Origin of the sequence: Caulobacter sp. BP25, assembly GCF_002737755.1 — a bacterium.
GTDB lineage: Bacteria > Pseudomonadota > Alphaproteobacteria > Caulobacterales > Caulobacteraceae > Caulobacter.
The window spans coordinates 52091-74709 of sequence record NZ_PEGH01000013.1 but is presented as its reverse complement, the minus strand read 5'-3'; the positions used below and the strand labels follow the sequence as shown (position 1 = coordinate 74709).

Here is a 22619-nt window from a genome sequence, read left to right as displayed (position 1 = left end):
GCCGAAGGCGACATTGGGAACTAGGCCTCCGGCTGCGGGGGCTAGGAGAAACGGATGAGTTCGAACACCCTGGACCGCTCGCTGGTCCTGGACGCCGTTCGCGTGACCGAGGCCGCCGCCATCGCCTCCTGGACGATGCTGGGACGTGGCGACGAGATGGCCGCCGACCAGGCCGCTGTCGACGCCATGCGCAACGCGCTCAATGAGCTGAATATCGACGGCGAGATCGTCATCGGCGAGGGCGAGCGCGACGAAGCGCCGATGCTCTATATCGGCGAGAAGGTCGGCACGGGGAAGGGGCCTCGGATCGACATCGCGCTCGATCCGCTGGAAGGCACGACCCTGGCCGCCAAGGCCCAACCCAACGCCCTTACCGTGATGGCCTGGGCGCCGAAGGGCACGCTGCTGAACGCGCCCGACACCTACATGGACAAGATCGCCTGTGGCCCAGGCCTGCCGGCTGGCGTGATCGACCTGGACCGGTCGCCTGGCGAGAACGTCAAGGCGCTGGCCGAGGCCAAGGGTGTCGCGCCGACCGAGATCACGGTCTGCGTGCTGGACCGTCCTCGCCACGCCGAGATCATCGCCGGCTTGCGTTCGGTCGGCGCCCGCGTCCACCTGATCACCGATGGCGACGTCGCCGGCGTGATCAACACCACCGACCCCTCGACGGGCATTGACCTTTATCTCGGCTCCGGCGGCGCGCCCGAGGGTGTGCTGGCCTGCGCGGCGCTGAAGTGCGTCGGCGGCCAGTTCCAGGGGCGCCTGCTGTTCCGCAGCGCCGACGAGCGCGCCCGCGCCGCGCGCTGGGGCGTCACTGACCTCGACAAGAAGTATGACCTGCACGAGATCGTCCGCGACGAGGCGATCTTCGCCGCCACGGGCGTGACGCGCGGCGGGCTCGTGGACGGCGTCGTCTTCCGCGACGGCTGCGTCCACACCCACACCCTGGTGATGAACTCCTCGACGGGCACCGTCCGCGAGGTCCGCATGAAGCGGAAGGTTTGAAACCTTCCTGTCACGGTCGTCCGCTAGAGGCGGCCGCTCTGCTCTGGTTTAGAGGTTGCCTATGACCACCTTTGTCGACTTGGCCGCCTGGCTCGCGGCGGAGCCGGCGGACGCCGCTCTGAAGGATGTCGTCCGAACCATCGCCTCCACCTGCGCTCAGATTAGCCGTGTGGTTGCGTCTGGCGCGCTATCGGGCAGCCTGGGCGCTGCGGGCAGCACGAATGTGCAGGACGAAGAGCAGAAGAAGCTCGACGTCATCACCAACGACATGCTGAGCGACGCCCTGAAGGCCTGCGCTCCAGTCGCGGGCTTGGCTTCCGAAGAGCTGGAAGAGGTCGAATCGACCGGGCGCGTGGGCGGCTATCTCGTCACCTTCGATCCGCTGGACGGCTCCAGCAACATCGACGTCAATGTCTCGGTCGGCACCATCTTCTCGGTGCTTCCGGCGCCGACCAGCCACGCGCCGATCGAAGCCGACTTCCTGCAGCCTGGCCGCAACCAGGTCGCCGCTGGCTATGCCGTCTATGGCCCGCAGACCATGCTGGTCTTGACGCTGTCCAGCGGGGTCAACGCATTCACCCTCAGCGCCGACGGTCAGTGGTTGCTTACGCATCCGGCCTTGACCATCAAGCCCGACACCACCGAGTTCGCGATCAACATGTCGAACCAGCGCCACTGGGAGCAGCCCGTGCGCCGCTACATCGACGGTTGCCTGCAGGGCAAGGAAGGTCCACGAGCTAAGAACTTCAACATGCGCTGGATCGCCTCGATGGTGGCGGACGTCCACCGCATCATGATGCGCGGCGGGATTTTCATGTACCCGTGGGACGCCCGCGAGCCGGGCAAGCCCGGCAAGCTGCGTCTGATGTACGAGGCCAACCCGATGGGGCTGGTGGTCGAGCGGGCCGGCGGCAAGGCGACCGACGGCGCCGAGCGTATTCTCGACATCCAGCCCACCAAGCTGCACCAGCGCGTGCCGGTCGTGCTGGGCTCGGCCAACGAGGTTGAGATCGTGCGCTCGGAGATGCTTCTCGGCTGACCTGCGTCCGTGACTGTCATAGCGGCGCCGCATGGAGCGAATCCGCATGACCGGATACTCTGACGCCATGGCCGCTGACGGTGTCTCCAATTTCGCTCCCAGCGCCTTTCTCGGCGTTGAACGTTCGCTGAGCGGTCGCGCTTGGCGCGAGCGGGCGGCCGATCCCTTGATCGTGCGAGACATCCAGCAGCGCCATGGGCTGATCGAGCCATTGGCGCGGGCCCTCGCCGCGCGAGGCGTATCCCTTGAGCAGTCCGAACACTATCTTCGCCCGACCCTGAAGGCGCTATTTCCCGATCCATCCAGCTTTACCGATATGGACCGGGCGGCGGAGATTCTGATCGACGCTCTCGAGCAGGGGCGGCCGACCATGGTCTTCGCGGACTATGACGTCGATGGGGCGACCAGCGCCGCCCAGTTGGTGCGATGGTTCCGCTACATGGGCGTCGAGCTGCCAATCTACATTCCCGATCGTTTGACCGAAGGCTATGGGCCCAGTCCCGCCGCCTTCCGCAAGATCCGCGACAGCGGCGCCGAACTGGTCGTGACCTTGGACTGCGGCGCGGCGGCCTATGACGCCATCGCTAGCGCGGGGGAGATCGGGCTCGAGGTCGTGGTCATCGACCATCACTTGATGCGCGAGGATCCGCCCGCGGCCGCCGCCGTCGTCAATCCGAACCGTCCTGGTTGCCAGAGCGGGCAGGGGGTCTTGGCCGCGGCCGGCGTGACCTTCGTGCTGCTGGCGGCGCTCAATCGCGAAGCGCGTAAGCGGGGGCTGTTCACCGAGGAACGGCCGCAGCCTGATCCGCGCCAGTGGCTGGATCTCGTCGCGCTGGGCGAGGTCTGCGACGTCACCCAGCTGGTAGGCTTTAACCGCGCGCTGACCGCTCTTGGCCTGCGGACGATGGGCGCATGGGCCAATCCGGGCCTCAAGGCGCTGTTCGAGGTCGGCAAGGGCTCTGGTCCGCCGACGGTGTTCCACGCCGGCTTCATCCTGGGGCCCCGCATCAACGCTGGCGGCCGCATCGGACGTTCTGACCTGGGCGCGCGGCTTCTGTCGACGGACGATCCGCTGGAGGCCCGCGCCTTGGCCGAGGAGCTGGATGGCCTCAACACGGAGCGTAAGGCGGTCGAGGCCGCCGTGGTCGAAGAGGCCGCGGCTATGTTGGAGCGTGGCAATTTCGCCCCCGACGCTCCCGTCATCGTCGTGGCCGGCGAGGACTGGCACCCCGGCGTGATCGGCATCGTCGCCGGGCGTCTGCGCGAGCGCTATCGCAAGCCGGTTGTGGTCATCGGCATCGACCGCGCTGCCAATGTCGGCAAGGGCTCCGGGCGTTCGCAACCTGGCGTGAACCTCGGGCGAGCCATCCAGGCCGCATTCGAGGCTGGGCTTCTTATGGCCGGCGGCGGTCACGCCATGGCCGCTGGCCTTTCGATTCGGCCAGAGCTGATTCCAGAGTTTCGGGCGTTCCTCGAAGAGCGTCTTGCCGGGGAGATGGAGGCGGCGGGCGCTGAAGCCGTAGAGATCGACGTCCTGCTGCAGCCGCGCGCCGCGAGCCGCGCGCTGCACGACGACTTCCAGCGCCTTGCGCCCTTTGGACCTGGCAATCCTGAGCCGATGTTCGCCATGACCCAGGTGCGACCCGACCGCGTGACGGCCTTGAAGGGCGGACATGTGCGGCTCGATCTCGTCGGGCCGACGGGCGATCGAATCAAGGCTGTCAGCTGGCGCAGCGCCGAGACCCCGCTTGGGCAGCGGCTTCTATCCGGCGGCAGCGCGTTGGACGTGGCGGGACGTCTCAAGCCCGATGACTATATGGGCCGCAACGGGGTGCAGTTCGAAATCGAAGACGCCCACGATCCGCGCGCGCGCTACGCCTAGGCGCATCCGTTACCGTTCTGGCATGGGGGATCTTCATCCGCCGTCGCGGAGGATGTGGACGGACAGAAAAAATGACTTTTGCCGGGTTGCGCGCCCCAAACGGCGCGGCTATACACCCGCTTCCTCGCGGGGCCGTGGTCCCTTCGTCTATCGGTTAGGACGCCAGATTTTCAATCTGGAGAGAGGGGTTCGACTCCCCTAGGGACTGCCACCCGCGAGGCCATATCTCGACGATGTTCCCGCCAACAGCGGCGACGTGGTCCCTTCGTCTATCGGTTAGGACGCCAGATTTTCAATCTGGAGAGAGGGGTTCGACTCCCCTAGGGACTGCCATTCCTGGCTGTATTTCAGAATGTTTCTAGAGTGTGTCTGCGGCGAAATGTCGCGGATGCCGCTTGCTGAGCCGTTTGACGCGATTTCGTCATTGACGGCTCTCCTCACGCGAGAACACTGTTCTCGTGTGCTCGCTCCGATGGGCTGATCAAGCGAGCCAGAGGGGTGGGATGTCTGGTTACAATTTTGAGGACGCTGCGGCGCACGAAGAGTTCGTACGCATTAGTGGCAGGGTGAAGTGGTTCGACGCCGGCAAGGGCTATGGTTTCATAGTACCTGATGATCCAGGCCAGACCGGGCTTAAGGACGTGCTTTTGCATGTGACTTCGTTGCGCAATTGCGGACGGGAAACCGCTCTGGAAGGCGCGATGATCGTGTGCGACGTCGTGCGAAGGCCCAAGGGCTGGCAGGTCAGCGAGGTCGTCAACCTCGACGAGAGTTCCGCGCCCGCGCCGATCGAGCGGCAGAAGCGGACCTTCGCGGACGGTCCTCCACGGCGAGACGGCCAGCGATGCGACAGCCATGGCCGCAGCGCGCTGGTCCCCGAAGGGCCTGCCGAGCGCGCCAAGGTGAAATGGTTCAACCGCACCAAGGGCTATGGCTTCGTAGTCCGCGACGCCGAACCAGGCGATATCTTCGTCCATATCGAGACGCTTCGACGGGGCGGGTTGGAAGACCTTCAGCCCGGCGATGATGTCCTGGTCCGGTTCGCGCGAGGTCCGAAGGGCCTCGTGGTCGCCGAAATCACCGCAGGCGACGCCTGACTTTCGCCGCCTTGGTCCGGAAGTTAGTCTCCGTGACAAGCTTTCGGACGAGGTGTGACGCGTGGCGGAACGGATGATCGACAGACGCGCCCTGCTGGCCATGACATGCGGGGCATGGGCGCTTGGCCTCGATACCGCCTCTGCGGTCGAGGCCAGGCTGGAGATGGTCGAAGTCGTGACCAGCCGGGGACGCGCCCGCTTCCAGGTCGAGATCGCCGCCACTCAAGCCGAGCAGGCGAGGGGACTGATGTTCCGCAAGTCTCTGGCGCCTGATCGAGGCATTACAGGCGGCCCCATCTACACGCTGATCCCGCTGGCCCAGACGGGCGCATTTTGTCGATCGTGCGCAACGCGCGCCCCCACGACGAAACGCCGCTACCGTCCGGCGGCTTGGTTCTGGGCGTGCTTGAGATCGCGGGCGGAAGGGCCGCACAGTTGGGGATTTTGCCGGGCGATCGGGTTTTGCACAGGATCTTCCCGAAGGGATGATGCTCACGTCCGTTGATCCGCGCGCCGAACCCCTGTAGAGCAGCCGCCTGCCGATGTTTCGGAGCGTAGCGCAGCCTGGTAGCGCATCTGTTTTGGGAGCAGAGGGTCGCAGGTTCAAATCCTGCCGCTCCGACCATCGGTAAGGCACTTTGGGAGAGGTCCATGCTGGCCCGCATCTATCGCCCCGCCAAGAACGCCATGCAGTCCGGCAAGGCCAAGACCAAGGACTGGGTGCTGGAGTTCGAACCGGCCTCGGCCCGCAAATCCGATCCGCTGATGGGCTGGACCCAGTCCAGCGACATGAACGGCCAGATCCGCCTGACGTTCGATACCCGCGACGAGGCCGTGGCCTACGCCCAGCGTCACGAGATTGCGTTCCAGCTGTTCGAGCCCAAGACGCCCAAGCGGATCATCAAGGCCTATGCCGATAACTTCGCGGCCAACCGCAAGCAGCCCTGGACCCACTAGAGTCCGGAGGCTGAAGCTGCGGACGCGCGCCCTTAGCTCAGCTGGATAGAGCACTCGCCTTCTAAGCGAGCGGTCGCTGGTTCGAATCCAGCAGGGCGCGCCAAAACTACGCCAGTGCGCGATACAGTGCGCCAGAGCCGCCGACATTGCGATTTTCTCGCCGCCAGATCGTAGGCGGGCGCGCAAAAGGCGGCGAAAAGTTCGCATTTTTGATCCGGGACGCGGGGGAGCCGCCTTGGGTTGTTTCTGTACCTCGTGGTCGGAGGGTGTTCTGTCCAGCCTCCCATGTTCGCGCCGCGGATAGATTACACTCCGCTTGTCACTCTCGGCGCGTGACAGCCTAACGCAATGGAAAGCCATGGAGTCGCGCCCAGGCGCGGTTCGAAACCGCTGACGTTCCCGAACTGTGTAAATTCGCGAGGGTCGGCGTCAGCATGCGAGAGGCCGAGACGCCCGATGGGAACCATCTACGAAACCATGCCGATCCTGGTCAGCAACGAAGGCGTCTGGGAGGGCTGGTATCGCTACTACGACGCTAAGACCGGCGAGCTAACCGACCAGCACCGTTCGCGTCTGTTGTGCCGTCTGATCGACGAGGGCGACGGGAAGGTCCGCTATCACCAGACCAACTATTATTTCTGGGAGGACGGCCGTAGCGAAACTCGCGACTTTCCGGCCTGGTATGAGAATGGCCGCGTCTGGTGGGACAACGATCTGATCAAGGGCTGGGCCTCGCAAATGTCGCCCGATGACTATGGTCGCTCGACCTGCCTGAACTGGACCCGCAAGGGCGAGCCGGATGTCTATCTCTATGAGATGATCCAGAACTCGGACGACCGCCAGAACCGCGCCCGCACCTGGCAGTGGTTCCGCGACGGCGTCTGCTTCCAGCGCACCCTGATCGACGAGGTGTTCATCACCAAGGATTGGGGGAGCTTCGACGTGACCGTGCCACCTAAGTTCTAGGCGGACCACGGCCTATCCGCCTTGCCAAGGTCGCAGGGCGGAGAAGTCGGGGCGCGCGCGTCTCTGACCTAGGCATTCGCGGCATCCTTCCCGCGCCTCCAGCAAAGGGGGTGTCACGCTGGGATACGCCGTCATGATGTTCGAGACGTTTGGCCGGGTCGTTTCACGCCGCGGCGCTCTGGGAGGGTTGGTGGGCGCCGGCGCGATGACAATGGTCACGCCCGCCGCCGAGGCAGCGAACCCGAACATTCGTCCGCTGAACATCGAAGACCCGCGCGAGAACCTCTACGGCTTTGCCAAGATGTGGGGCACGATCGGACCCAAGGCGGTGCTGTCGGGCTACTACGGCGTGCAGTACGGGCTGGTTGGCAGCCATCGCGCAAAGCCACTGTTTGGCTTCTGCGGGTTTGGCAATGTTCGCAACGTTATCCAGCCCGACGGCTCGGTGAAGGTGATGGGCAAGGAGTGCAGCTACTTCACCGATCTAGCCACCGGCGAGATCCTGGACGTCTGGGACAACCCCTACACAGGCGAGAAGGTCGAGGTCTACACCTTCCTGAACGACCGCTTCCGAGGAACGCTCGGCCTTGAGCAGAAGGTGTTCAAGGTCGGCGACGGAGAGACGAAGAACAACGACATGGGCGCACCAAAGGCCCAGCCGTTCCGGCTGCCGTGGAACCGCGTCGGCGACCAGTATCTGCTCGGCTGGGACTACGCCCACGAGTACACCAACCCCGTGACGCCGGCAGGCTGGCCCAAGGCCTCAACGGGGCCGGTGATCAATCCGTCCGAACACTTCACGATGTTTACCCCCGCCGCCGAGATCGACGACCGCTCGGTGGTGTCGGCGCGCTATCATGCCGGATTCATGCGACAGGGGCCTTGGTGGCCGTGGATGAAGATGGGCCAGAGTGGCGCACAGGGCGTGCTGATGGGGCGCATGCACAGCTACAAGATCACCGGCGGTCCGGAGGATGTGCCCAAGGCCGTTCTCAAGCGGGTTGAGCGAGATCGCCCGGATCTGCTGGAAGAGCCGACCGACGGGCCGGACGAGGGCGTGCAGGACACCTTCATGCGCTATGCCGAAGAGGTGCCTCCGGAGACCCCCGGCTATGTGCGTCCGAAGAAGTCCTGATTTCAGGGCTTTGCGAAACGGTCAGGACGCCCTGATCGCGGCTGTCTTGGCCGCCAATCCCAAGACCGTGGTGCTGCTGCAGACAGGGGCGCGCGATCGCTACGCCGTGGCTGGGTTTGGTCGGCGCCGTAGTCTGTCCGACCAGTGGTCATCCTGTGGGCCGAGTTTGCGCATTCGCGCGAGATGGTGTCCCTCTGGGCTGTAAGTTAAGCGGGGACACCATGGCCGGACGCGGGTATTTTGGGCGGATCTTCTGGAAGCTCGGCCTGCTGACCGGGCTGCTGATGATGGCCTCGCCGGCGATCGGTCGGCAGGTCGTCGATTTCGCCAGCCAAATGCCGCCGCCCGCCCTGGACTACGCCAATCGCGCCTCCTGGGCCGCGTTCGCTGGCAAGGGCGTCGGCGCGACCCCCGCGCCCGGCGCGGTGGTCGCCGGCAAAGACCAGAAGGTGGACGTCTTCTACGTCCATCCGACGACCCTGCGCAGCACCGACAAGTGGAACGGCTATCCCGCCGACGCCACGCTGAACGCTTGGACCGATGGCAGCGCCACGGCGCGCCAGGCCAGCATCTTCGACGGCTGCTGCCGTCTGTTCGCGCCGCGCTATCGCCAGGCCTCCACCCTGGCCCTGATGAAGATGGACGGGGAGGGCGGGAAGGCCTTCGACCTGGCCTATGGCGATGTCGAGCGCGCCTTCGACGAGTACATCGCCCATGAGAACCACGGTCGGCCGTTCATCCTGGTCGGCCACAGCCAGGGCGGCTCGCACGTGGCGCGCCTGGTCCAGCGCCGTATCGACGGAAAGTCCCTGCAGGCCAAGATGGTCGCCGCTTACACCATCGGTTTCAATCTGGCCGAGGGTGACTTCCCGCTGACCTACAAGACCGTGCCGATCTGCCGGAAGCCCGACCAGCTACACTGCTTGGTCCAGTGGAACTCGGTGCTGCCGTCTGCGGATCTAGACGTTATCGCCAAGGCTTCCGAGCGCCGGTTCGTCGCGCTTCACGGCGACGTCGCCGGCAAGACCACGCTGTGCGTCAATCCGCTGACCTTCGACGCCGACAAGCCGGCCGCCGACGCGACCCAAAGCCTAGGCGCGGTTCCAGGAACGCCTGACGCCTCGCCCATGCGGCCGCTAGAGAAGGGCAAGGTCGCCGCCCGCTGCGACCGAGGCTTCCTGGTCGTCACGCCCGACCCATCGCTGGAACTGCAGCCGCTGCCAGGCGGCAGCCTGCACTATCACGACTTCGGCCTGTTCTACGCCGACGTGCGCGCTAACGCCGCGCTGCGCGCCAAGGCGGCGTTGACCGCTCATCCCTAGTTCCTGGGAGTTCCCTATGATCGCGCGTCGCGGCTATGCCGACGGGCCGTTTGGCCAGGTCCATTTCCACTATACAGGCGGTGAGGGGCGGCCGATCGTCCTGAGCCACCAGTCGCCGCAATCGGCGCGCCAGTTCGATCTGCTCGTTCCGGCCCTGGTCGCGCGCGGGCTGCGCGTGATCGCCGTCGATCACCCGGGGTTCGGCAGTTCCGATCCCACGCCTGACGTTCCAACGATCGCCGACTACGCCTCGGTGTTTCCGGCGGTCTTGGATCATCTGCACATCGCGCGGGCGGATTTCGCCGGCCATCATACCGGCGCCCAGGTCGTGACCGAGGTCGCGCTACGCTGGCCCGATCGCGTGATCAATCTGGTGATCAACGGTCCGACGCCCTTCACCGAGGCTGAGCTGCAGGAACTGCGCGATACGGTGACGGCCGAGGAAAAGGACATGGTCCATCACCAGGACGGCAGCCACTTGGCGCACACCTTCCAGGTGCGCTGGCAGTTGCATGGCTCCAGCCATCATCCCGATCCGGCCGTGCTGACCCGCATCGTTGCCGAGAAGTTCATCGGCTATGGCGAGATGTGGTGGGGCCACAACGCGGCGTTCCAATACGACCACGCCGAGGCGATGACACGGATCAAGCATCGCACGCTGATCCTGACCAATCCCGACGACGTCATCTACGACGCGGCGCTGCGCGCTCGCGACATGCGCCCCGACTTCTCCTTCGTCGAGCTACCCGGCGGCGGGGTGGACGCGGTCGACGCCTATCCCGAGGAGTGGGCGCAGGTGGTGAGCGAGTTCCTGGCCGCCGAATAGGCGGCTCACCAGGGGACCGTCTCGCCCTTCAGGTTCAAGAACTCGCCGCCACGCGCCAAGGTCATTTCGGCTAGCACCGCGCGTTGGCGGCGAACGCTCTCGTCGACGGGCCAGGGCGCATTGGCGCCGCCAAGATCGGTCTGCGTCCAGCCAGGGGCCATGGACATCACCGTCACGCCTTGTTCGCGCAGATCGACCGAGAGGCCCTTGGTCAGCATGTTCAGCGCCGCCTTGCTGCTGCGATAGGCGTGCGATTGGCCCTGCTTATTGTTGGCGATCGAGCCGAGGTCAGAAGACATCATGACCACCAGTTTCCGCTCACTGAGCTTCAGGTTCGGAAGCAAAGCGGCGGTAAGCCTGAAAACGCCGATGACGTTGACCCGCAGGATCTCTTCCCACTGCTCATAGTCCATCCCTGCCAGGGTCTGCCGCGCCGCGCTGTCATCCCAGCCGCCGCCATAGAGCCCGGCGTTGTTGATCAGGATGTCGATGGGAGTTCCGTCCAGTCGCGAAGCCAATGCGGCGATGGAAGCGGCTCCGCCGGTGTCCAACTGTTCGATCCTCAGTCTTTCAGGAAAGCGCTGATGCAATTGGTCCAGCTCGCCGGCTTTCTCGGGCGAGCGACAGGCGGCGATCACGAACTGTCCCGCGGCGAGGGCTTGGCGCACATGCTCCAGGCCGATGCCGCGGTTGGCGCCAGTGACGAGGATGGTCTGGGTCATGCTTGAGATTCCATGCGCACCACAACCTTGCCGAAGGCGCCGCCAGCGGCCCGAGCGTATGCCGCATCGGCGTTCTCGAAGTCGTGGATGCTGTCGATGACCGGATGAAGCGCGTGTTCGGCCACGAACGCGGCCAAGGCCTCGTGATCGGCCCGGGAGCCCACCATCACGGCGCTGACGCGGAGGGCGGAGAAGATCATCGGCAGGGCGTCCAACTGCCCGCCAAACCCGTCGAGCGCGCCGATCAGGGCTAGATGACCGTTCAGGCCGAGGCTGGCCAAAGATTTGGGCAGGGTGCCTGCGCCGCCCAACTCGACTACGTGCTGAACGCCGAAGCCGCGGCTGGCCACCTTCACGGCCTCCGTCCAATTCGCAGTCGAGGCGTAGTTGATCCCGACTTCCGCGCCCATGGCCTTGGCGCGATCCAGCTTCTCGTCGCTGGAGGACAGCACGATCGCGCGAGCGCCCGCCGCGACCGCGATCTGCAGCGCGAACAGCGCGACGCCGCCGGTGCCGATGATCAGCACCCAGTCGCCAGCCTGGAGGCGCCCCAGGGTCATCAGCGCGTTCCAGGCGGTGACGCCCGCGCAGGGCAGGCAGGCGGCTTCCTCATCCGTCAGATGCTCCGGCGTGCGGATGACGCCATGGCGAGACAGCACGATATGATCAGCGAACACGCCTGGACCGCCGGCTCCGAGCGAAGACATGACGGCGGGCAAGGTCAGCCGCCCGTCCGGCCAAGCCTGGAAGAACGTCGAGGTCACGCGGTCGCCCGGCTTCCACTCCGTGACATTCGCCCCCACGGCGACAACCTCGCCGGCGGCGTCCGACAAGGGCGTGAAGCCATCGGCGCCGCCTACCGGATAGGAGAGGTCGCGCACGCCGATATCTCGGCGATTGATCGACACCGCGCGGACATGGACTAGCACTTCGTCGGGGCCGGGGAGGGGCGTGGTCTGATCGACGCGCGCAAGATTATAGCCCGCGCTGGCGCGGTTTAATTGGTAGCGGCGGTCGGTCATCGTGGCGTCGGTGTCCTCGGTTAGGCGAATGAGAGCGCGGGCGAATGCGCCGGCTTGGCGTTCGGGCGCCGCCAGGAACGCCGGCCCGAACCGTTCGATCGGAAAGTCGGGGCGTTGCGCTTGAACCCGCTCCAGCATCCCCGTCAGCGTCAGGGGATCGTCCGTCGCCTGGGCTACGCGGACAGGGCAGGCGACTTTCGTCAGCACGGCCTCAAAGTCCTGATCGAGGATAGCGTCAAAGGCTTGGTCCCGGCCCTCGATCGCGTTTAGGGCTCCCATCGTTTCGGCGTGAACGAGGGCGGGGACCGGGTCCAGGAAGAGGCCCTTCATCGTCCTCCAGCAATCGGTCATATAAACGCCGTCCACGTCTATGGGGCGGGCTTTGCCGATATCCGCGCGCATCTTGGCGCGTTCCTCGGCCGGCGCATGGATGATCCCGCTGAGCAGCATTCCCAGCACGCGGTCGGGCGCCATCACGGCCATCTCGACCGCGAAGTGGACGCCGGTGTGATGCGCGCCGAGGTATAAGGTTTCGATGCCCAGGGCGTCGATGGCGTCCATCAGCCAGCGTGCATAGGCCAAGGTCGAGGGCTGGCCTTCCGGACGAAACGAGCCGCCAAAACCCGGCGTGTCCAGAGCGATCGCCGCGCGCCGCCCATCCAGGATCTCCAGCACCGCCTCGAAGCTCTCGGAAGAGACGGGCGTGCGATGCAGAAGAATGATGGGCGCGCCCGGTCCGGAGACGCGGCGGCCGTGAATCTGGCCCGCGGCGGTTGAGACGTAGAATTTCTCGATCACTGCGAGGCGCTCATGAGCATCAGATCTCGACGGTGGCCGGGTCGTAGTCGAACAGGCCCAGTGTCTCTTCGTTCTTCAGACCGCCCAGACCGAAGTTGTCGGCTTCTTGGCCCTGCATGCGGTCGGCGTTGGCGTTCGACTCCATCTGGATGAAGCTGGCACGTTCGTGCCGGGCCTTCTCGTAGCGCGATAGCGCCTGGTCGAGGCTGGAAGAAACCTCCAACGCGCGCACCAACACCACGGCGTCCTCTATGCCGGCGGCCGCGCCTTGGCCCATAAATGGCGTCATGGCGTGAGCGGCGTCGCCTAGCAGCGTGATGTGCGGGCCCAGCCGCCAGGTCGGCAGCGGCGTGCGGGCGTTGATCGCCCATTTGTAGAGCCGGCTTTCGTCGATCTGGGCGATCATTGAGTGGATATCCGGGCACCAGCCCTCGAAAGCCGTCGACAGCTCCGCCTTGGTGGCGGGGATCGTCCACCCGTCGTCCTCCCAGCCCGCTTGGCGGATGAAGAAGACGAGGTTCAGGATTTCGGAGTTGCGGACAGGGTAGCGCACCGCTAGGCGGCCGGGGCCAATGTGCATCCCGGGGTTCTTGGCTAGGTCCTCGACGGCCGGCGTCACCGGGATCAGAGCCCGGTAGCAGACGTGTCCGGTGAAGTGCGGCGTGGCTTCCTCAAATAGCTTGCGGACGATAGACTTCACGCCGTCGGCGCCGATCAGCAGATCGGCACGGAATGTCTCGCCGTCTTCCAGGACCAGCTCCGCGCCGCCGTCGACGGGCGAGACGCTCTCTACTCGTCGGCCGATATGCAGGCGAGCGCTCGCGTCTTGCGCGGCCTTGACGAGGATGGCCTGTAGGTCAGCGCGATGGATATAGACGTAGGGCGCGCCGTACTTCTGGCGCATCTCATCGCCGCGTTCGAGATGAAAGAGGACGCGGTTGTCCTGCCAATGGCGGATGGTCTGGGCCTTGGGCTCCACGCCCGCCTTGGCCACGGTGTCGCCCACGCCCAGAAACTGGAAGCCCTTCATCGCATTCGGCGCGAGGGTTACGCCGGCGCCGATATCGGCCCAGGCCGGCGCGGCTTCGAAGATGTCGACGCTGTAGCCCGCCTTCGCGAGCCCGATCCCGGCCGACAGGCCCCCGATGCCGCCGCCGACGATCACGATGCTGGGCTTGGGATTCACGCGCGGCCTCCAGGCGGACTTCGAAAAGTATCGAGCCTTCGCCTGTAGAGCGCGTTCGGCGATCCGGCAAAGACCCTCATCAAGCTTGTCGCTAAGCGGATAGCTCCAGGCCCAGGCCGACGTATTTGAGCTCCATGTAGTCGTCCATGCCGTACTTGGAGCCCTCGCGGCCCAGGCCCGAGGCCTTTACGCCGCCAAAGGGCGCGACCTCGGTTGAGATCAGGCCTTCGTTGACGCCGACCATGCCGTACTCCAGCGCCTCGCTGACCCGGAAGGCGCGCGAAAGATCGCGCGTGTAGAGATAGGCGGCCAGGCCGAACGGGGTGTCGTTAGCCAGGCGGATCGCCTCTTCCTCGGTCTCGAAGCGAAAGATCGGCGCGACGGGACCAAAGATCTCCTCGCGGAAGCACAGGGCGTCGACCGGCGTGTCGATGAGGACTGTCGGCTGGTAGAAGAGCCCCCCGTTCGACGCAGGTGCGCCGCCGCGCACGACCTTGGCGCCCCGGGCGACGGCGTCCTGGACGTACTCATCGACCTTGGCGAAGGCGCTCTGGTCGACCAGCGGGCCCATGGTGACGCCGGGCTCCAGGCCATCGCCGATCTTCAGGCCGTCGACCGCGCGGTTCAGCGCCTCGACGAAGGCGTCATGGATGCCAGCCTGGACCAGCAGCCGGTTGGCGCAGACGCAGGTCTGGCCGCTGTTGCGGAACTTGGCGGCCAAGGCGCCCTTGGCGGCGGCCTCGGGATCGGAGTCGTCGAACACGATGAAGGGCGCGTTGCCCCCCAACTCCATCGAGGTCTTCTTGATGGTAGGCGCGCATTGCGCCAGCAGCGCTGCGCCGACCTCGGTCGAGCCGGTGAAGCTGAGCTTGCGGACCGTCGGGTTGCTGGTCAGCTCGCCGCCCATGGGGCCGGCAGAGCCGGTAATGACATTGCAGACGCCCGGCGGCAGGCCCGCGCGCTCGGCCAGCACGCCAATGGCCAGAGCCGAGAACGGAGTCTTGCTGGCGGGACGGATCACGCCAGCGCAGCCTGCCGCCCATCCGGCGCCCGCCTTGCGGGTGATCATCGCCGCCGGGAAATTCCAGGGCGTTATCGCCGCGAACACGCCGACCGGCTCCTTGCGAACCAGGATGCGGCGGTCGGGACGGTTCTCGGGGATGATGTCGCCGTAAGCGCGCTTGGCCTCTTCGGAGAACCACTCGATATAGCTTGCGGCGTAGCGGATCTCGCCTTGGCTTTCGGCCAGAGGTTTGCCCTGTTCGGCGGTCATGATGCGCGCCAGGTCGTCGATATTGACCAGCATCAGGTCGAACAGCCGACGCAGGATGATCGAGCGCTCGCCGGCCGTAGTCTTGCGCCACTTGGCGAAGGCCGTCTGGGCCGCGGCGATGGCCGCGCGCGTCTCCTCGACGCCAAGGTTGGGGACATGGCCGATGACCGCGCCCGTCGAGGGGTTGGTCACCGCCAGGGTCCGACCGTCCCTGGCGTCGATCCATTGGCCGCCGACGAGCGCCTGTCGGCGCAGAAGGTCAGGGTCGGCCAGGTTCAGCGGGTTGAACACGGTCATGGCGGCGGCTCCCTCGTCGTTGGAGGCGAACCGTTACCGGCCGTGGCGTTTCGGGAGCGGTCGCGCGAGCGGCTTCACCGCTGAGCGGATAGCGCCTCGGCTGTCAGGTTCTGCTCGGCCGGATCGCGCTCGATCAGGTTGACCAGAACGCCGTCCGGATCGCGCAGGCTGATCTCGGCCTGGGCGCAGTGGGGCAGGCGGAAGATGTGCTTGGGGCCGAGCCAGCTTGCGCCGGCGGTCGTCAACCGCGAGACCGCCTCGTCCAATTGGGCGACATAGAAGATCAGCGCCGCCTCGCCGATCCGCGCCGGTCCGGCGGCCGGTGGCAGGACCTCAGCTTCGTGCCGCGAGTCCAGCTGGAAAAGGCCCACCATCCCGAAGTTCGGACCGACCCTCTTCAAGATTCGAACCGGGTAGGGCCAGTGCAGATCAAAGCCGATCAGCGCGCTGGCCGACGGGTCTTCCAGCAAACCTTCATAGTAGACCTCCGTCAGCCCCATTGCACCGTAGAAGGCCGTGGACCGTTCCAGGTCGCGGACGAATAGGGTGGCTCTGATCAGGGCCGAGCAGGCGAAGGTCATGAGCGCTTCTTCCTAGGCCTCGTGCGGCAGCAGGATCTGGCGGATGGCCGAGCCGTCCTCCAGCGCATCCAGCAGGCGGTTGATCTCCGAAAGCGGGCTCTGGGAAGTCAGCAGATGCTGGACAGGGAGCCGGCCGGCCTTCCAGAGGCGGATGTACTTGGGAATGTCCCGCGCCGGCACGGCCGAACCCATGTAGCTGCCGATCAGAGTCTTGCCCTCGGCCACCAGTGAGACGGCCGGCAGGCTGAGAATGTCGGCCGGATTGGGCAGGCCGACGGTGACGATCCGCGCGCCGCGACGGCCGGCGGCGTAGGCGGCCAACAGTACCGCGGCCTTGCCGGCGGTCTCGATCACCACGTCCGCGCCGCGGGGTGTCACTGACTTGATCCCCGCTTCAGCCTCGGCCGGCGCGAAGGCCGCCGCCGCGCCGAGCTTCAGGGCGAGCTCGCGCTTGGCCGGCCCGGGGTCAATGGCGATTACCGGGCTGGCGCCGCTGGCCACCGCGCCCAGCAGGGCTGAGAGACCAACACCGCCCAGGCCATAGACCACCACGCTCTCGCCGGGCTGGACCTTGGCGCTGTTCATCACCGCGCCGACGCCGGTCAGCACCGCGCAGCCGAACAGGGCGGCGATCTCTGCGGGCACGTCGTCGTCGATCTTCACCGCCGAGCGCCGATCGACCACGGCGTATTCGGCGAAGCCCGAGACGCCCAGGTGGTGCTTGATCGGCGTGTCACCCTCGCGCAAGCGCGAGCCGCCGCGCAGCATCCGGCCCTCGCCATTGGCGCGCGAGCCGGGACCGCAGAGATAGCTTTCGCCGGCCACGCAGTCCTCGCACTCGCCGCAGGCCGGGAGGAAGGCCATGACCACGCGGTCGCCGACCTTGAAGGTCGGATCGTCGGACGAGCCCAAGGCCTCGATGATCCCCGTGGCCTCATGGCCCAGGGCCATCGGCATCGGGCGCGGACGATCGCCGTTCACGACCGACAGATCGCTGTGGCAAAGGCCAGCCGCGTCGATGCGGATCAGCAGCTCGCCCGGGCCTGGCGGATCCAGGGTCAGCTCCGCCACGCGCAGCGGCGCGGAGTCGCGATAGGGGCGGGCGCAGCAGCCGCAGGCGTCGAGGACTAGGGCGCGGATCGTCTTGGTCATTGCTTGCCGCCCCACTTTTCCTCGAACGCCCAGACGTCCTTGAAGCCGATCAGCTCGCAGAAGGCCTTGAAGTTGAACATGGGCATATCGGCCGGTTCGCCGTCCCCCTCGTCGCGCAGCTTGACCAGCGCCTGCTCGATAGCCGAGGCGGCGATCAGGCTGGTCAACGAGGGATAGATCGCGAAGGCGAAGCCGATGTCGGCCAGAACGTCGCCCTTCAGCACGGGGGTCAGGCCGCCATTGGCCATGTTGGCCATCACTGGCTTGCCGAAGGTCTCGCAGGCCTTGCGCATCTCTTCTTCGCTGGTCAGCGCCTCGGGGAAGAGGATGTCGGCGCCGGCCTCGGCGTAGGCTTCGAGGCGACGCAGCGTCCCATCCAGCCCCTCGGACTGGCGGGCGTCGGTGCGGGCCACGATCAGCATGTCCTCGCGCGCGTCCTTGGCGACCCGGATTTTGTCGGCCATGTCCTGGGTCGAGATCAGGCGCTTGAAGGGCGTGTGGCCGCACTTCTTGGGGAACTCCTGGTCCTCGAGCTGGATAGCGCTGACGCCGGCGGCCTCGTAGCCCTTGACCGTGTGGTGGACGTTCAGAAGCCCGCCATAGCCGGTGTCGGCGTCGGCGATCAGAGCGGCTTTGCTGGCCCGCGACACGGTCGCCATGCGGTCGAGCATCTGGGTGTAGGTGGCGATGCCGGCGTCTGGCAGGCCATAGGCGGAGGCGGTCAGCCAGTAGCCGGTGCCATAGACTATGTCGAAGCCCACGCGATCGGCCATGACCGCCGCGATCATGTCGTGTACGCCCGGCACGACGAAGAACTTGCCCGCTGCGAGCTTCTGCTTGAGGACGGCGGTCTTGCTCATGGACGATCTCCAGGAAACAGCCACGGCTCGGCGACGCGCCGGCGGGCTTCGAAGGCTTCGATATCGGCCCGGTGCAGGGCCTTGATGCGGGCGATATCGTCCCAGCCGTTCAGCAGCGCCTCGCGCAACGCCGGGCTGACGACGAACGGCGCGACGGCGCCATCTGGACCGGTCAGGGTCTGGGCGCGCAGGTCGACGCTGAGGGGCTGGCCGTTCTCTAGACCATAGGGCGTGGAAAGGCCCTCGGCCGCGTCCATGCGGATGGCCAAGACGCCGTTCTTGGCGCAGTTGGACTGGAAGATCTCGCCGAAGCTGGGGGCGATGACGACCTTGAACCCGGCTTCCTTCAGCGCCCAGACGGCTTGTTCGCGACTGGAGCCGCAGCCGAAGTTGGGGCCCGCCACCAGGATCGGCGCGCCGCCCGCTAGCGCGGCGAACATCGGTGCGTAGTCGGGGGCGTCCTGCTTGTCGTGGAAAGCCAGCTTGCCCAGGCCGTCACGCGTGGTGATCAGCAGGAACCGGGCCGGATAGATGATGTCGGTGTCGACATTTGCCGCCGGCAGGCGCGCGATCGGACCCTCAACGATTTCGATCTTGTCCATGGCTTCAGAGGCTCCGGACGTCGACCAGGCGACCGGCCAGGGCGGCGGCGGCGGCCATGGCCGGGCTGACGAGGTGGGTGCGGGCGCCCGCGCCTTGGCGGCCCTCGAAATTGCGGTTCGAGGTCGAGGCGCAGCGCGCGCCGGCCGGTAGCCGGTCGTCGTTCATGGCCACGCACAGCGAGCAGCCGGCGTGACGCCACTGGAAGCCGGCGCCCAGGAACACCTTATCGAGACCCTCGGCCTCGGCTTGTCGTTTCACCGCCGTGGAGCCAGGCACGACCAGCGCGGTCACGCCCTCGGCGACTTTGCCGGTGGCGGCGATGGCCGCGGCGGCGCGCAGGTCCTCGAGGCGGCCGTTGGTGCAACTGCCGATGAACACCGTGTCGATGGCGATATCGGTCAGCTTCGCCCCAGGCTTCAGGCCCATATAGGCGAGAGCCGAGGCGAGCTGATCGCGTGCGGGACCGGCGGGCAGATCGTCGGGAGAGGGGACCTTGCCGTCCACGGGCAGAGTCTGGTCGGGGCTGACGCCGTAACTGACCTGCGGCGCAATCGTCGCGGCGTCGATCTCGATCTCGCGATCGAAGACGGCCTCCGGATCAGTGGGCAGCGTGCGCCAGTGAGCCACGGCCGCGTCCCAGGCCGCGCCGGTCGGCGCGCGCGGGCGACCCTGGAGGTAGGCGAAGGTCTTCTCATCCGGCGCGACCAGCCCCACCCGGGCGCCGGCCTCGATGGTCATGTTGCAGAGGGTCATGCGGCCCTCCATCGACAGGTCGCGCACCGCCTCGCCGGCATATTCGATCGCGTAGCCGACACCACCGGCCGAGCCGATCCGCGCGATCAGGGCCAGGGCCATATCCTTGGCCGTGACGTGACGCGGCAGGGCGCCCTTGAACGTCACGCGCAGTGTCTTGGCCTTGGTCTGCCAAAGGCTCTGCACGGCCATCACCACACCGCACTCGCTGGCGCCGATCCCGAAGGCCAGCGCCCCGAACGCGCCGTGGGTGGCGGTGTGGCTGTCGCCACAGACCAGAGTCAGGCCGGGCAGGGTGAAGCCTTGCTCGGGGCTGATGACGTGGACGATGCCCTGGCGGTCGCCATCGAGGGCGAGGTGTTCAAGTCCGAACTCGGCGCAGTTGGTGGCCAGCAGGGCGACCTGAGCGCGCGCCTGGGGATCGGCGATCGCGCCGCCTCGGGCGCGCGTCGGCACGGCGTGGTCGGCGACCGCCAGATGCGTCTCGGGCCGCCAGATCGGAGAGCCGGTCCGCCGCAGAGTCTCGAATGACTGGGGTGTGCTGACCTCGTGCAGCAGGTGGCGGTCGATATAGAGGAGGGTTTGGCCATCCTCGCCATGGGCCACCACGTGGCTGGCCCAGAGCTTGTCGTAAAGCGTCGCCGGCCCGTTCACCGACGAGCCCGGCGTCGACGCTTGGTTCATTGGATGGTGGCCTCGCGCTCCATGCTTGAGAGCATGGCCTGCCTTTTCAGATAGGCGCGACGGCCCTCCGGGTCGGCCAGCAGGCCCGAAAGCTCCTGCTCCATCGCCGTGACGTCGCCGGTGGCCGACTCCATCGCCTGCTTATTCTTGATCGTCTGGGCCTGAACGAATTCCAGCATCACCGTGCGGCGCTGGCGCTCGTAGCGATCGAGCAGGGCGTCGGCGTCGCCGCCGTCCTTGTAGATCTCGATCAGCTTGCCCGTGACGTTCCAGGCGTCATGCACGCCGGAGTTCATGCCAAAACCGCCCAGCGGATTGTTCAGGTGCGCGGCGTCGCCGGCCAGCATCACGCGGCCCTGGCGATAGCGCTCGGCCACGCGCTGGTGCACGCGGTAGATCGTCCGGTGGGCCGTCTCAACAGAGGGGGCTTTTTCGGCGCCGATCAGGCGCGAGAAGATGGCGGTCTTGTTGTCCTCGCTGAGGATCTGTTCGTCGCTACTGTCGTCCGGCACGGGCACCAGCACACGCCAGAACGACGGCACCTTCAGGATCACACACCACTCGTCAGGGTCGGCCACGTAGTTGACCGTCGCCAGGTTGGGGATCTCCTTCTCAAGCGGATGGTCCGTGGACAGCGTCAGGAACTTCTCCGGATAGGTGAAGCCCTCGAACGGGATCTGCAGCCACTTGCGGACGATCGAGTTGGCCCCGTCGGCGCCGATCATGTAGTCGGCGCGCCAGGTCTCGATGTCGAAGGGCGTCTCGAAGTGCGCCGTGACGCCGTCGTCGTCCTGGGTGAAGTTGATCAGGCGACGCTGGAACAGCATCTGCGCGTTCGGCAGCTTCTCCAGCAGCGGCGTGATCAGGCGCGTGACCTTGAACTGCTCGCACTGCAGCCGGTACGGGTACGGCGTCATGTCGGCGATCTCGGCCATGTCGAAGGCCAGGACATTGCCGGTGCGCCGGTTGCGGTAGTTGTAGACCGGAGCCCGCAGGCCCTGAGCGTCCAACGTGTCCAGCAGGCCCAGCTCGTTCAGCATCGACAGGGTCGGCGGGTGCAGGGTCGAGGCGCGCATGTCTTCGCGCGGGAAGGCGTCGGCCTCCACCAGCGCCACCTCCAGACCGGCCAGGGCCAGACGGTAGGCTGCGATCGCGCCGACGGGGCCAGCGCCCACAACGAGAATCTTAGTCCGCTTCATCAGGATAATCGCTTTCGAAAGGTCTGGCGTTGCGGTCAGGCGGTCAGCAGGCGGATGGCGACGGCGGCCGCGCCCTTCCGGTGCTCGCAAGCCGCGCGGTACTCAGGGCTGGCGATGTAGGCCTTGGCGTCCTCGACGCTGGGGAAGCGCGTGACGACCACGCGCTGGCCCACGGCGATGTCGCCTTCGAGCACCTCGGTCACCGCGCCTTTGACCACCGGCTCGCCTCCGAACCGCTCGGCGAGACCCGCTATGCCCTTGGCGTAAAGGGCGAAGCGTTCGGCGTCGGTGATGTCGACGGTCGCGACGATGTAAGCGCTCAAGACACTGCTCCCAGCCATGTTCAGCACCCTAAGAACAACGGGCGGGACGGCGGGCGGGCGGCGGATTTGGTGACTGATCGCAGGGCGGTCATGGCCCAGCGGAGGCGTTTTGGCTGCGCTGTCAGCGGCTAGCTATGCCCGTGCTGGACCGCAGCCACTGTCACCACTGAAGGAGTGGAAAATGACTGACTCTCTGGGATGGCGCATGAAGTTCGCGGTCGTCGCGCCGTCGACCAATACGAGCGTACAGCCCGAATATGACGACATGCGCCCGCGCGGCGTGACCAACCATTTCTCGCGGATCATCATTCCCGACACCAAGGTCACCGACGACGCGACCTTCATGGAGATGATCCAGAACATCCGTAATGGGACGATGGACGCGATCGACGCCTCGATCAGCATGGACCCCGGCGCGGTCATCCTGGGCATGTCGGCCGAGACCTTCTGGGACGGCGCGGACGGCGCCGAGAAGCTGATGGCCAAGGTCAAGGAACGCGCTGGCGGACGCCCGGTCTATATGGGCTCGGTCGCCGTCGATAAGGCGCTCAAGGCCTATGGCGGCATCAAGAAGATCGGCGTCGTGACGCCCTATGCGCCGGTGGGCGACGCCCAGGTGAAGACCTTCTTCGAGGACATGGGCTACGAGGTGACCGCGGTCAAAGGCCTGAAGTCGCCGTCGCCGATGCAGATCGCGCACGAGACGCCGCTGACCCTGAAGCGCGCCGCCGAGGAGGTCTCGCAAGGCGCCGACGCCGTTGTCCAATGCGGCACCAACCTGGCCTTCGCCAAGGTCGCGGCCATGGCGGAATTCTGGCTGGAGAAGCCGGTGATCGCCATCAACACCGCCACCTACTGGCACGCGCTGCGTAGCTCTGGGATCAAGGACCAGATCGACGGATTCGGCTCTTTGCTGCTGGATCACTAGAGTTCG

22 protein-coding genes and 4 tRNA genes are annotated in these 22619 nt (G+C 66.2%); 15 read left to right on the top strand and 11 right to left on the bottom strand.

The features are described from left to right. The first annotated feature begins 54 nt into the window (after positions 1 to 54). The 14 genes from glpX (at position 55) to CSW59_RS09595 (ending at position 10232) form a co-directional block, all read left to right on the top strand. Complete coding sequence (glpX, locus tag CSW59_RS09660; protein ID WP_099443846.1) at positions 55 to 1008, top strand: class II fructose-bisphosphatase; 954 nt, start codon at positions 55 to 57, stop codon at positions 1006 to 1008. Between the two features lie 61 nt (positions 1009 to 1069). Next, a complete protein-coding gene (locus CSW59_RS09655; protein WP_099443845.1) occupies positions 1070 to 2047 on the top strand; it encodes a class 1 fructose-bisphosphatase in 978 nt (325 codons plus the stop codon). Positions 2048 to 2114: 67 nt separating this feature from the next. After that, entirely contained in the window at positions 2115 to 3929 is a 1815-nt protein-coding gene (recJ, locus tag CSW59_RS09650; protein ID WP_099443924.1) for a single-stranded-DNA-specific exonuclease RecJ, read from the top strand. A gap of 136 nt (positions 3930 to 4065) precedes the next feature. Continuing rightward, positions 4066 to 4140 (top strand) — tRNA-Glu (locus CSW59_RS09645). A gap of 47 nt (positions 4141 to 4187) precedes the next feature. Beyond that, positions 4188 to 4262 (top strand) — tRNA-Glu (locus CSW59_RS09640). A 170-nt stretch (positions 4263 to 4432) separates the two neighbouring features. Further along, positions 4433 to 5026 carry a stationary phase survival cold shock domain protein CspD gene (cspD, locus tag CSW59_RS09635; protein ID WP_099443844.1) on the top strand — a complete coding sequence of 198 codons (594 nt, stop codon included), beginning with the start codon at positions 4433 to 4435 and terminating at the stop codon, positions 5024 to 5026. A 73-nt stretch (positions 5027 to 5099) separates the two neighbouring features. After that, positions 5100 to 5531: a DUF192 domain-containing protein gene (locus tag CSW59_RS21800; protein ID WP_369825762.1), complete on the top strand. Its 432-nt coding sequence runs from the start codon at positions 5100 to 5102 to the stop codon at positions 5529 to 5531. A 43-nt stretch (positions 5532 to 5574) separates the two neighbouring features. After that, positions 5575 to 5651, top strand: a tRNA-Pro gene (locus tag CSW59_RS09625). A 26-nt stretch (positions 5652 to 5677) separates the two neighbouring features. Beyond that, positions 5678 to 5983, top strand: a complete 306-nt coding sequence (locus CSW59_RS09620; protein WP_099443843.1) for an ETC complex I subunit — start codon at positions 5678 to 5680, stop codon at positions 5981 to 5983. A 26-nt stretch (positions 5984 to 6009) separates the two neighbouring features. Further along, positions 6010 to 6086: transfer RNA gene (locus tag CSW59_RS09615), tRNA-Arg, on the top strand. A gap of 353 nt (positions 6087 to 6439) precedes the next feature. Continuing rightward, complete coding sequence (locus tag CSW59_RS09610; protein ID WP_099443842.1) at positions 6440 to 6949, top strand: DUF3598 domain-containing protein; 510 nt, start codon at positions 6440 to 6442, stop codon at positions 6947 to 6949. 133 nt (positions 6950 to 7082) lie between these two features. Next, the gene (locus tag CSW59_RS09605; RefSeq protein ID WP_099443841.1) at positions 7083 to 8084 is read left to right on the top strand and encodes a DUF1838 family protein; all 1002 of its coding nucleotides are present in this window, start codon (positions 7083 to 7085) and stop codon (positions 8082 to 8084) included. Positions 8085 to 8305: 221 nt separating this feature from the next. Next, complete coding sequence (locus CSW59_RS09600; RefSeq protein WP_099443840.1) at positions 8306 to 9406, top strand: DUF3089 domain-containing protein; 1101 nt, start codon at positions 8306 to 8308, stop codon at positions 9404 to 9406. A 16-nt stretch (positions 9407 to 9422) separates the two neighbouring features. After that, positions 9423 to 10232 (top strand): alpha/beta fold hydrolase, encoded by an 810-nt coding sequence (locus CSW59_RS09595; protein WP_099443839.1) that lies wholly within the window; start codon positions 9423 to 9425, stop codon positions 10230 to 10232. A 5-nt stretch (positions 10233 to 10237) separates the two neighbouring features. On the opposite strand, the gene CSW59_RS09590 is transcribed toward CSW59_RS09595, so the two are convergent. The 11 genes from CSW59_RS09590 to CSW59_RS09540 all read right to left on the bottom strand — a co-directional run bounded on the left by CSW59_RS09590 (position 10238) and on the right by CSW59_RS09540 (position 21685). Beyond that, the gene (locus CSW59_RS09590) at positions 10238 to 10954 is read right to left on the bottom strand and encodes an SDR family oxidoreductase (protein ID WP_099443838.1); all 717 of its coding nucleotides are present in this window, start codon (positions 10952 to 10954) and stop codon (positions 10238 to 10240) included. Beyond that, a complete protein-coding gene (locus CSW59_RS09585) occupies positions 10951 to 12774 on the bottom strand; it encodes an alpha/beta fold hydrolase (protein ID WP_099443837.1) in 1824 nt (607 codons plus the stop codon). Before CSW59_RS09585 ends, CSW59_RS09590 begins: the two co-directional genes overlap by 4 nt. Before the next feature lie 19 nt (positions 12775 to 12793). Then, positions 12794 to 13960 (bottom strand): FAD-dependent monooxygenase, encoded by a 1167-nt coding sequence (locus tag CSW59_RS09580; RefSeq protein ID WP_099443836.1) that lies wholly within the window; start codon positions 13958 to 13960, stop codon positions 12794 to 12796. A gap of 91 nt (positions 13961 to 14051) precedes the next feature. Further along, positions 14052 to 15530 (bottom strand): NAD-dependent succinate-semialdehyde dehydrogenase, encoded by a 1479-nt coding sequence (locus tag CSW59_RS09575; RefSeq protein WP_099443835.1) that lies wholly within the window; start codon positions 15528 to 15530, stop codon positions 14052 to 14054. A gap of 74 nt (positions 15531 to 15604) precedes the next feature. Continuing rightward, positions 15605 to 16111 carry a VOC family protein gene (locus CSW59_RS09570; protein WP_099443834.1) on the bottom strand — a complete coding sequence of 169 codons (507 nt, stop codon included), beginning with the start codon at positions 16109 to 16111 and terminating at the stop codon, positions 15605 to 15607. A 12-nt stretch (positions 16112 to 16123) separates the two neighbouring features. Continuing rightward, positions 16124 to 17263, bottom strand: coding sequence for an alcohol dehydrogenase catalytic domain-containing protein (locus CSW59_RS09565; protein ID WP_099443833.1), 1140 nt, complete (start codon positions 17261 to 17263; stop codon positions 16124 to 16126). Beyond that, positions 17260 to 18123: an oxaloacetate decarboxylase gene (locus CSW59_RS09560; RefSeq protein WP_099443832.1), complete on the bottom strand. Its 864-nt coding sequence runs from the start codon at positions 18121 to 18123 to the stop codon at positions 17260 to 17262. The genes CSW59_RS09565 and CSW59_RS09560 overlap by 4 nt, the downstream gene beginning before the upstream one ends. After that, positions 18120 to 18725 (bottom strand): 3-isopropylmalate dehydratase small subunit, encoded by a 606-nt coding sequence (leuD, locus tag CSW59_RS09555; RefSeq protein WP_099443831.1) that lies wholly within the window; start codon positions 18723 to 18725, stop codon positions 18120 to 18122. Before leuD ends, CSW59_RS09560 begins: the two co-directional genes overlap by 4 nt. A 4-nt stretch (positions 18726 to 18729) precedes the next feature. Next, positions 18730 to 20163, bottom strand: coding sequence for a 3-isopropylmalate dehydratase large subunit (leuC, locus tag CSW59_RS09550; protein WP_099443830.1), 1434 nt, complete (start codon positions 20161 to 20163; stop codon positions 18730 to 18732). Continuing rightward, the gene (locus CSW59_RS09545) at positions 20160 to 21362 is read right to left on the bottom strand and encodes an NAD(P)/FAD-dependent oxidoreductase (RefSeq protein ID WP_201722766.1); all 1203 of its coding nucleotides are present in this window, start codon (positions 21360 to 21362) and stop codon (positions 20160 to 20162) included. The genes leuC and CSW59_RS09545 overlap by 4 nt, the downstream gene beginning before the upstream one ends. A gap of 35 nt (positions 21363 to 21397) precedes the next feature. Next, the gene (locus tag CSW59_RS09540; protein WP_099443829.1) at positions 21398 to 21685 is read right to left on the bottom strand and encodes a DUF1330 domain-containing protein; all 288 of its coding nucleotides are present in this window, start codon (positions 21683 to 21685) and stop codon (positions 21398 to 21400) included. Positions 21686 to 21866: 181 nt separating this feature from the next. Between CSW59_RS09540 and CSW59_RS09535 the strand changes: the two genes are divergently transcribed. Further along, positions 21867 to 22613 carry an arylmalonate decarboxylase gene (locus CSW59_RS09535; protein ID WP_099443828.1) on the top strand — a complete coding sequence of 249 codons (747 nt, stop codon included), beginning with the start codon at positions 21867 to 21869 and terminating at the stop codon, positions 22611 to 22613. Positions 22614 to 22619 lie beyond the last annotated feature (6 nt).

What these genes read in the sequence shown, in the direction of transcription:
- CSW59_RS09590 (WP_099443838.1), bottom strand. Translation starts at nt 10,954, where the DNA reads ATGACCCAGACCATCCTCGTCACTGGCGCCAACCGCGGCATCGGCCTG.
- CSW59_RS09575 (WP_099443835.1), bottom strand. Translation starts at nt 15,530, where the DNA reads ATGACCGTGTTCAACCCGCTGAACCTGGCCGACCCTGACCTTCTGCGC.
- CSW59_RS09560 (WP_099443832.1), bottom strand. Translation starts at nt 18,123, where the DNA reads ATGAGCAAGACCGCCGTCCTCAAGCAGAAGCTCGCAGCGGGCAAGTTC.
- CSW59_RS09535 (WP_099443828.1), top strand. Translation starts at nt 21,867, where the DNA reads ATGACTGACTCTCTGGGATGGCGCATGAAGTTCGCGGTCGTCGCGCCG.
- CSW59_RS09545 (WP_201722766.1), bottom strand. Translation starts at nt 21,362, where the DNA reads ATGAAGCGGACTAAGATTCTCGTTGTGGGCGCTGGCCCCGTCGGCGCG.
- CSW59_RS09595 (WP_099443839.1), top strand. Translation starts at nt 9,423, where the DNA reads ATGATCGCGCGTCGCGGCTATGCCGACGGGCCGTTTGGCCAGGTCCAT.
- CSW59_RS09600 (WP_099443840.1), top strand. Translation starts at nt 8,306, where the DNA reads ATGGCCGGACGCGGGTATTTTGGGCGGATCTTCTGGAAGCTCGGCCTG.
- cspD (WP_099443844.1), top strand. Translation starts at nt 4,433, where the DNA reads ATGTCTGGTTACAATTTTGAGGACGCTGCGGCGCACGAAGAGTTCGTA.
- CSW59_RS09570 (WP_099443834.1), bottom strand. Translation starts at nt 16,111, where the DNA reads ATGACCTTCGCCTGCTCGGCCCTGATCAGAGCCACCCTATTCGTCCGC.
- glpX (WP_099443846.1), top strand. Translation starts at nt 55, where the DNA reads ATGAGTTCGAACACCCTGGACCGCTCGCTGGTCCTGGACGCCGTTCGC.
- leuC (WP_099443830.1), bottom strand. Translation starts at nt 20,163, where the DNA reads ATGAACCAAGCGTCGACGCCGGGCTCGTCGGTGAACGGGCCGGCGACG.
- CSW59_RS09565 (WP_099443833.1), bottom strand. Translation starts at nt 17,263, where the DNA reads ATGACCAAGACGATCCGCGCCCTAGTCCTCGACGCCTGCGGCTGCTGC.
- CSW59_RS09605 (WP_099443841.1), top strand. Translation starts at nt 7,083, where the DNA reads ATGATGTTCGAGACGTTTGGCCGGGTCGTTTCACGCCGCGGCGCTCTG.
- CSW59_RS09655 (WP_099443845.1), top strand. Translation starts at nt 1,070, where the DNA reads ATGACCACCTTTGTCGACTTGGCCGCCTGGCTCGCGGCGGAGCCGGCG.
- CSW59_RS21800 (WP_369825762.1), top strand. Translation starts at nt 5,100, where the DNA reads ATGATCGACAGACGCGCCCTGCTGGCCATGACATGCGGGGCATGGGCG.
- CSW59_RS09610 (WP_099443842.1), top strand. Translation starts at nt 6,440, where the DNA reads ATGGGAACCATCTACGAAACCATGCCGATCCTGGTCAGCAACGAAGGC.
- CSW59_RS09620 (WP_099443843.1), top strand. Translation starts at nt 5,678, where the DNA reads ATGCTGGCCCGCATCTATCGCCCCGCCAAGAACGCCATGCAGTCCGGC.
- recJ (WP_099443924.1), top strand. Translation starts at nt 2,115, where the DNA reads ATGGCCGCTGACGGTGTCTCCAATTTCGCTCCCAGCGCCTTTCTCGGC.
- leuD (WP_099443831.1), bottom strand. Translation starts at nt 18,725, where the DNA reads ATGGACAAGATCGAAATCGTTGAGGGTCCGATCGCGCGCCTGCCGGCG.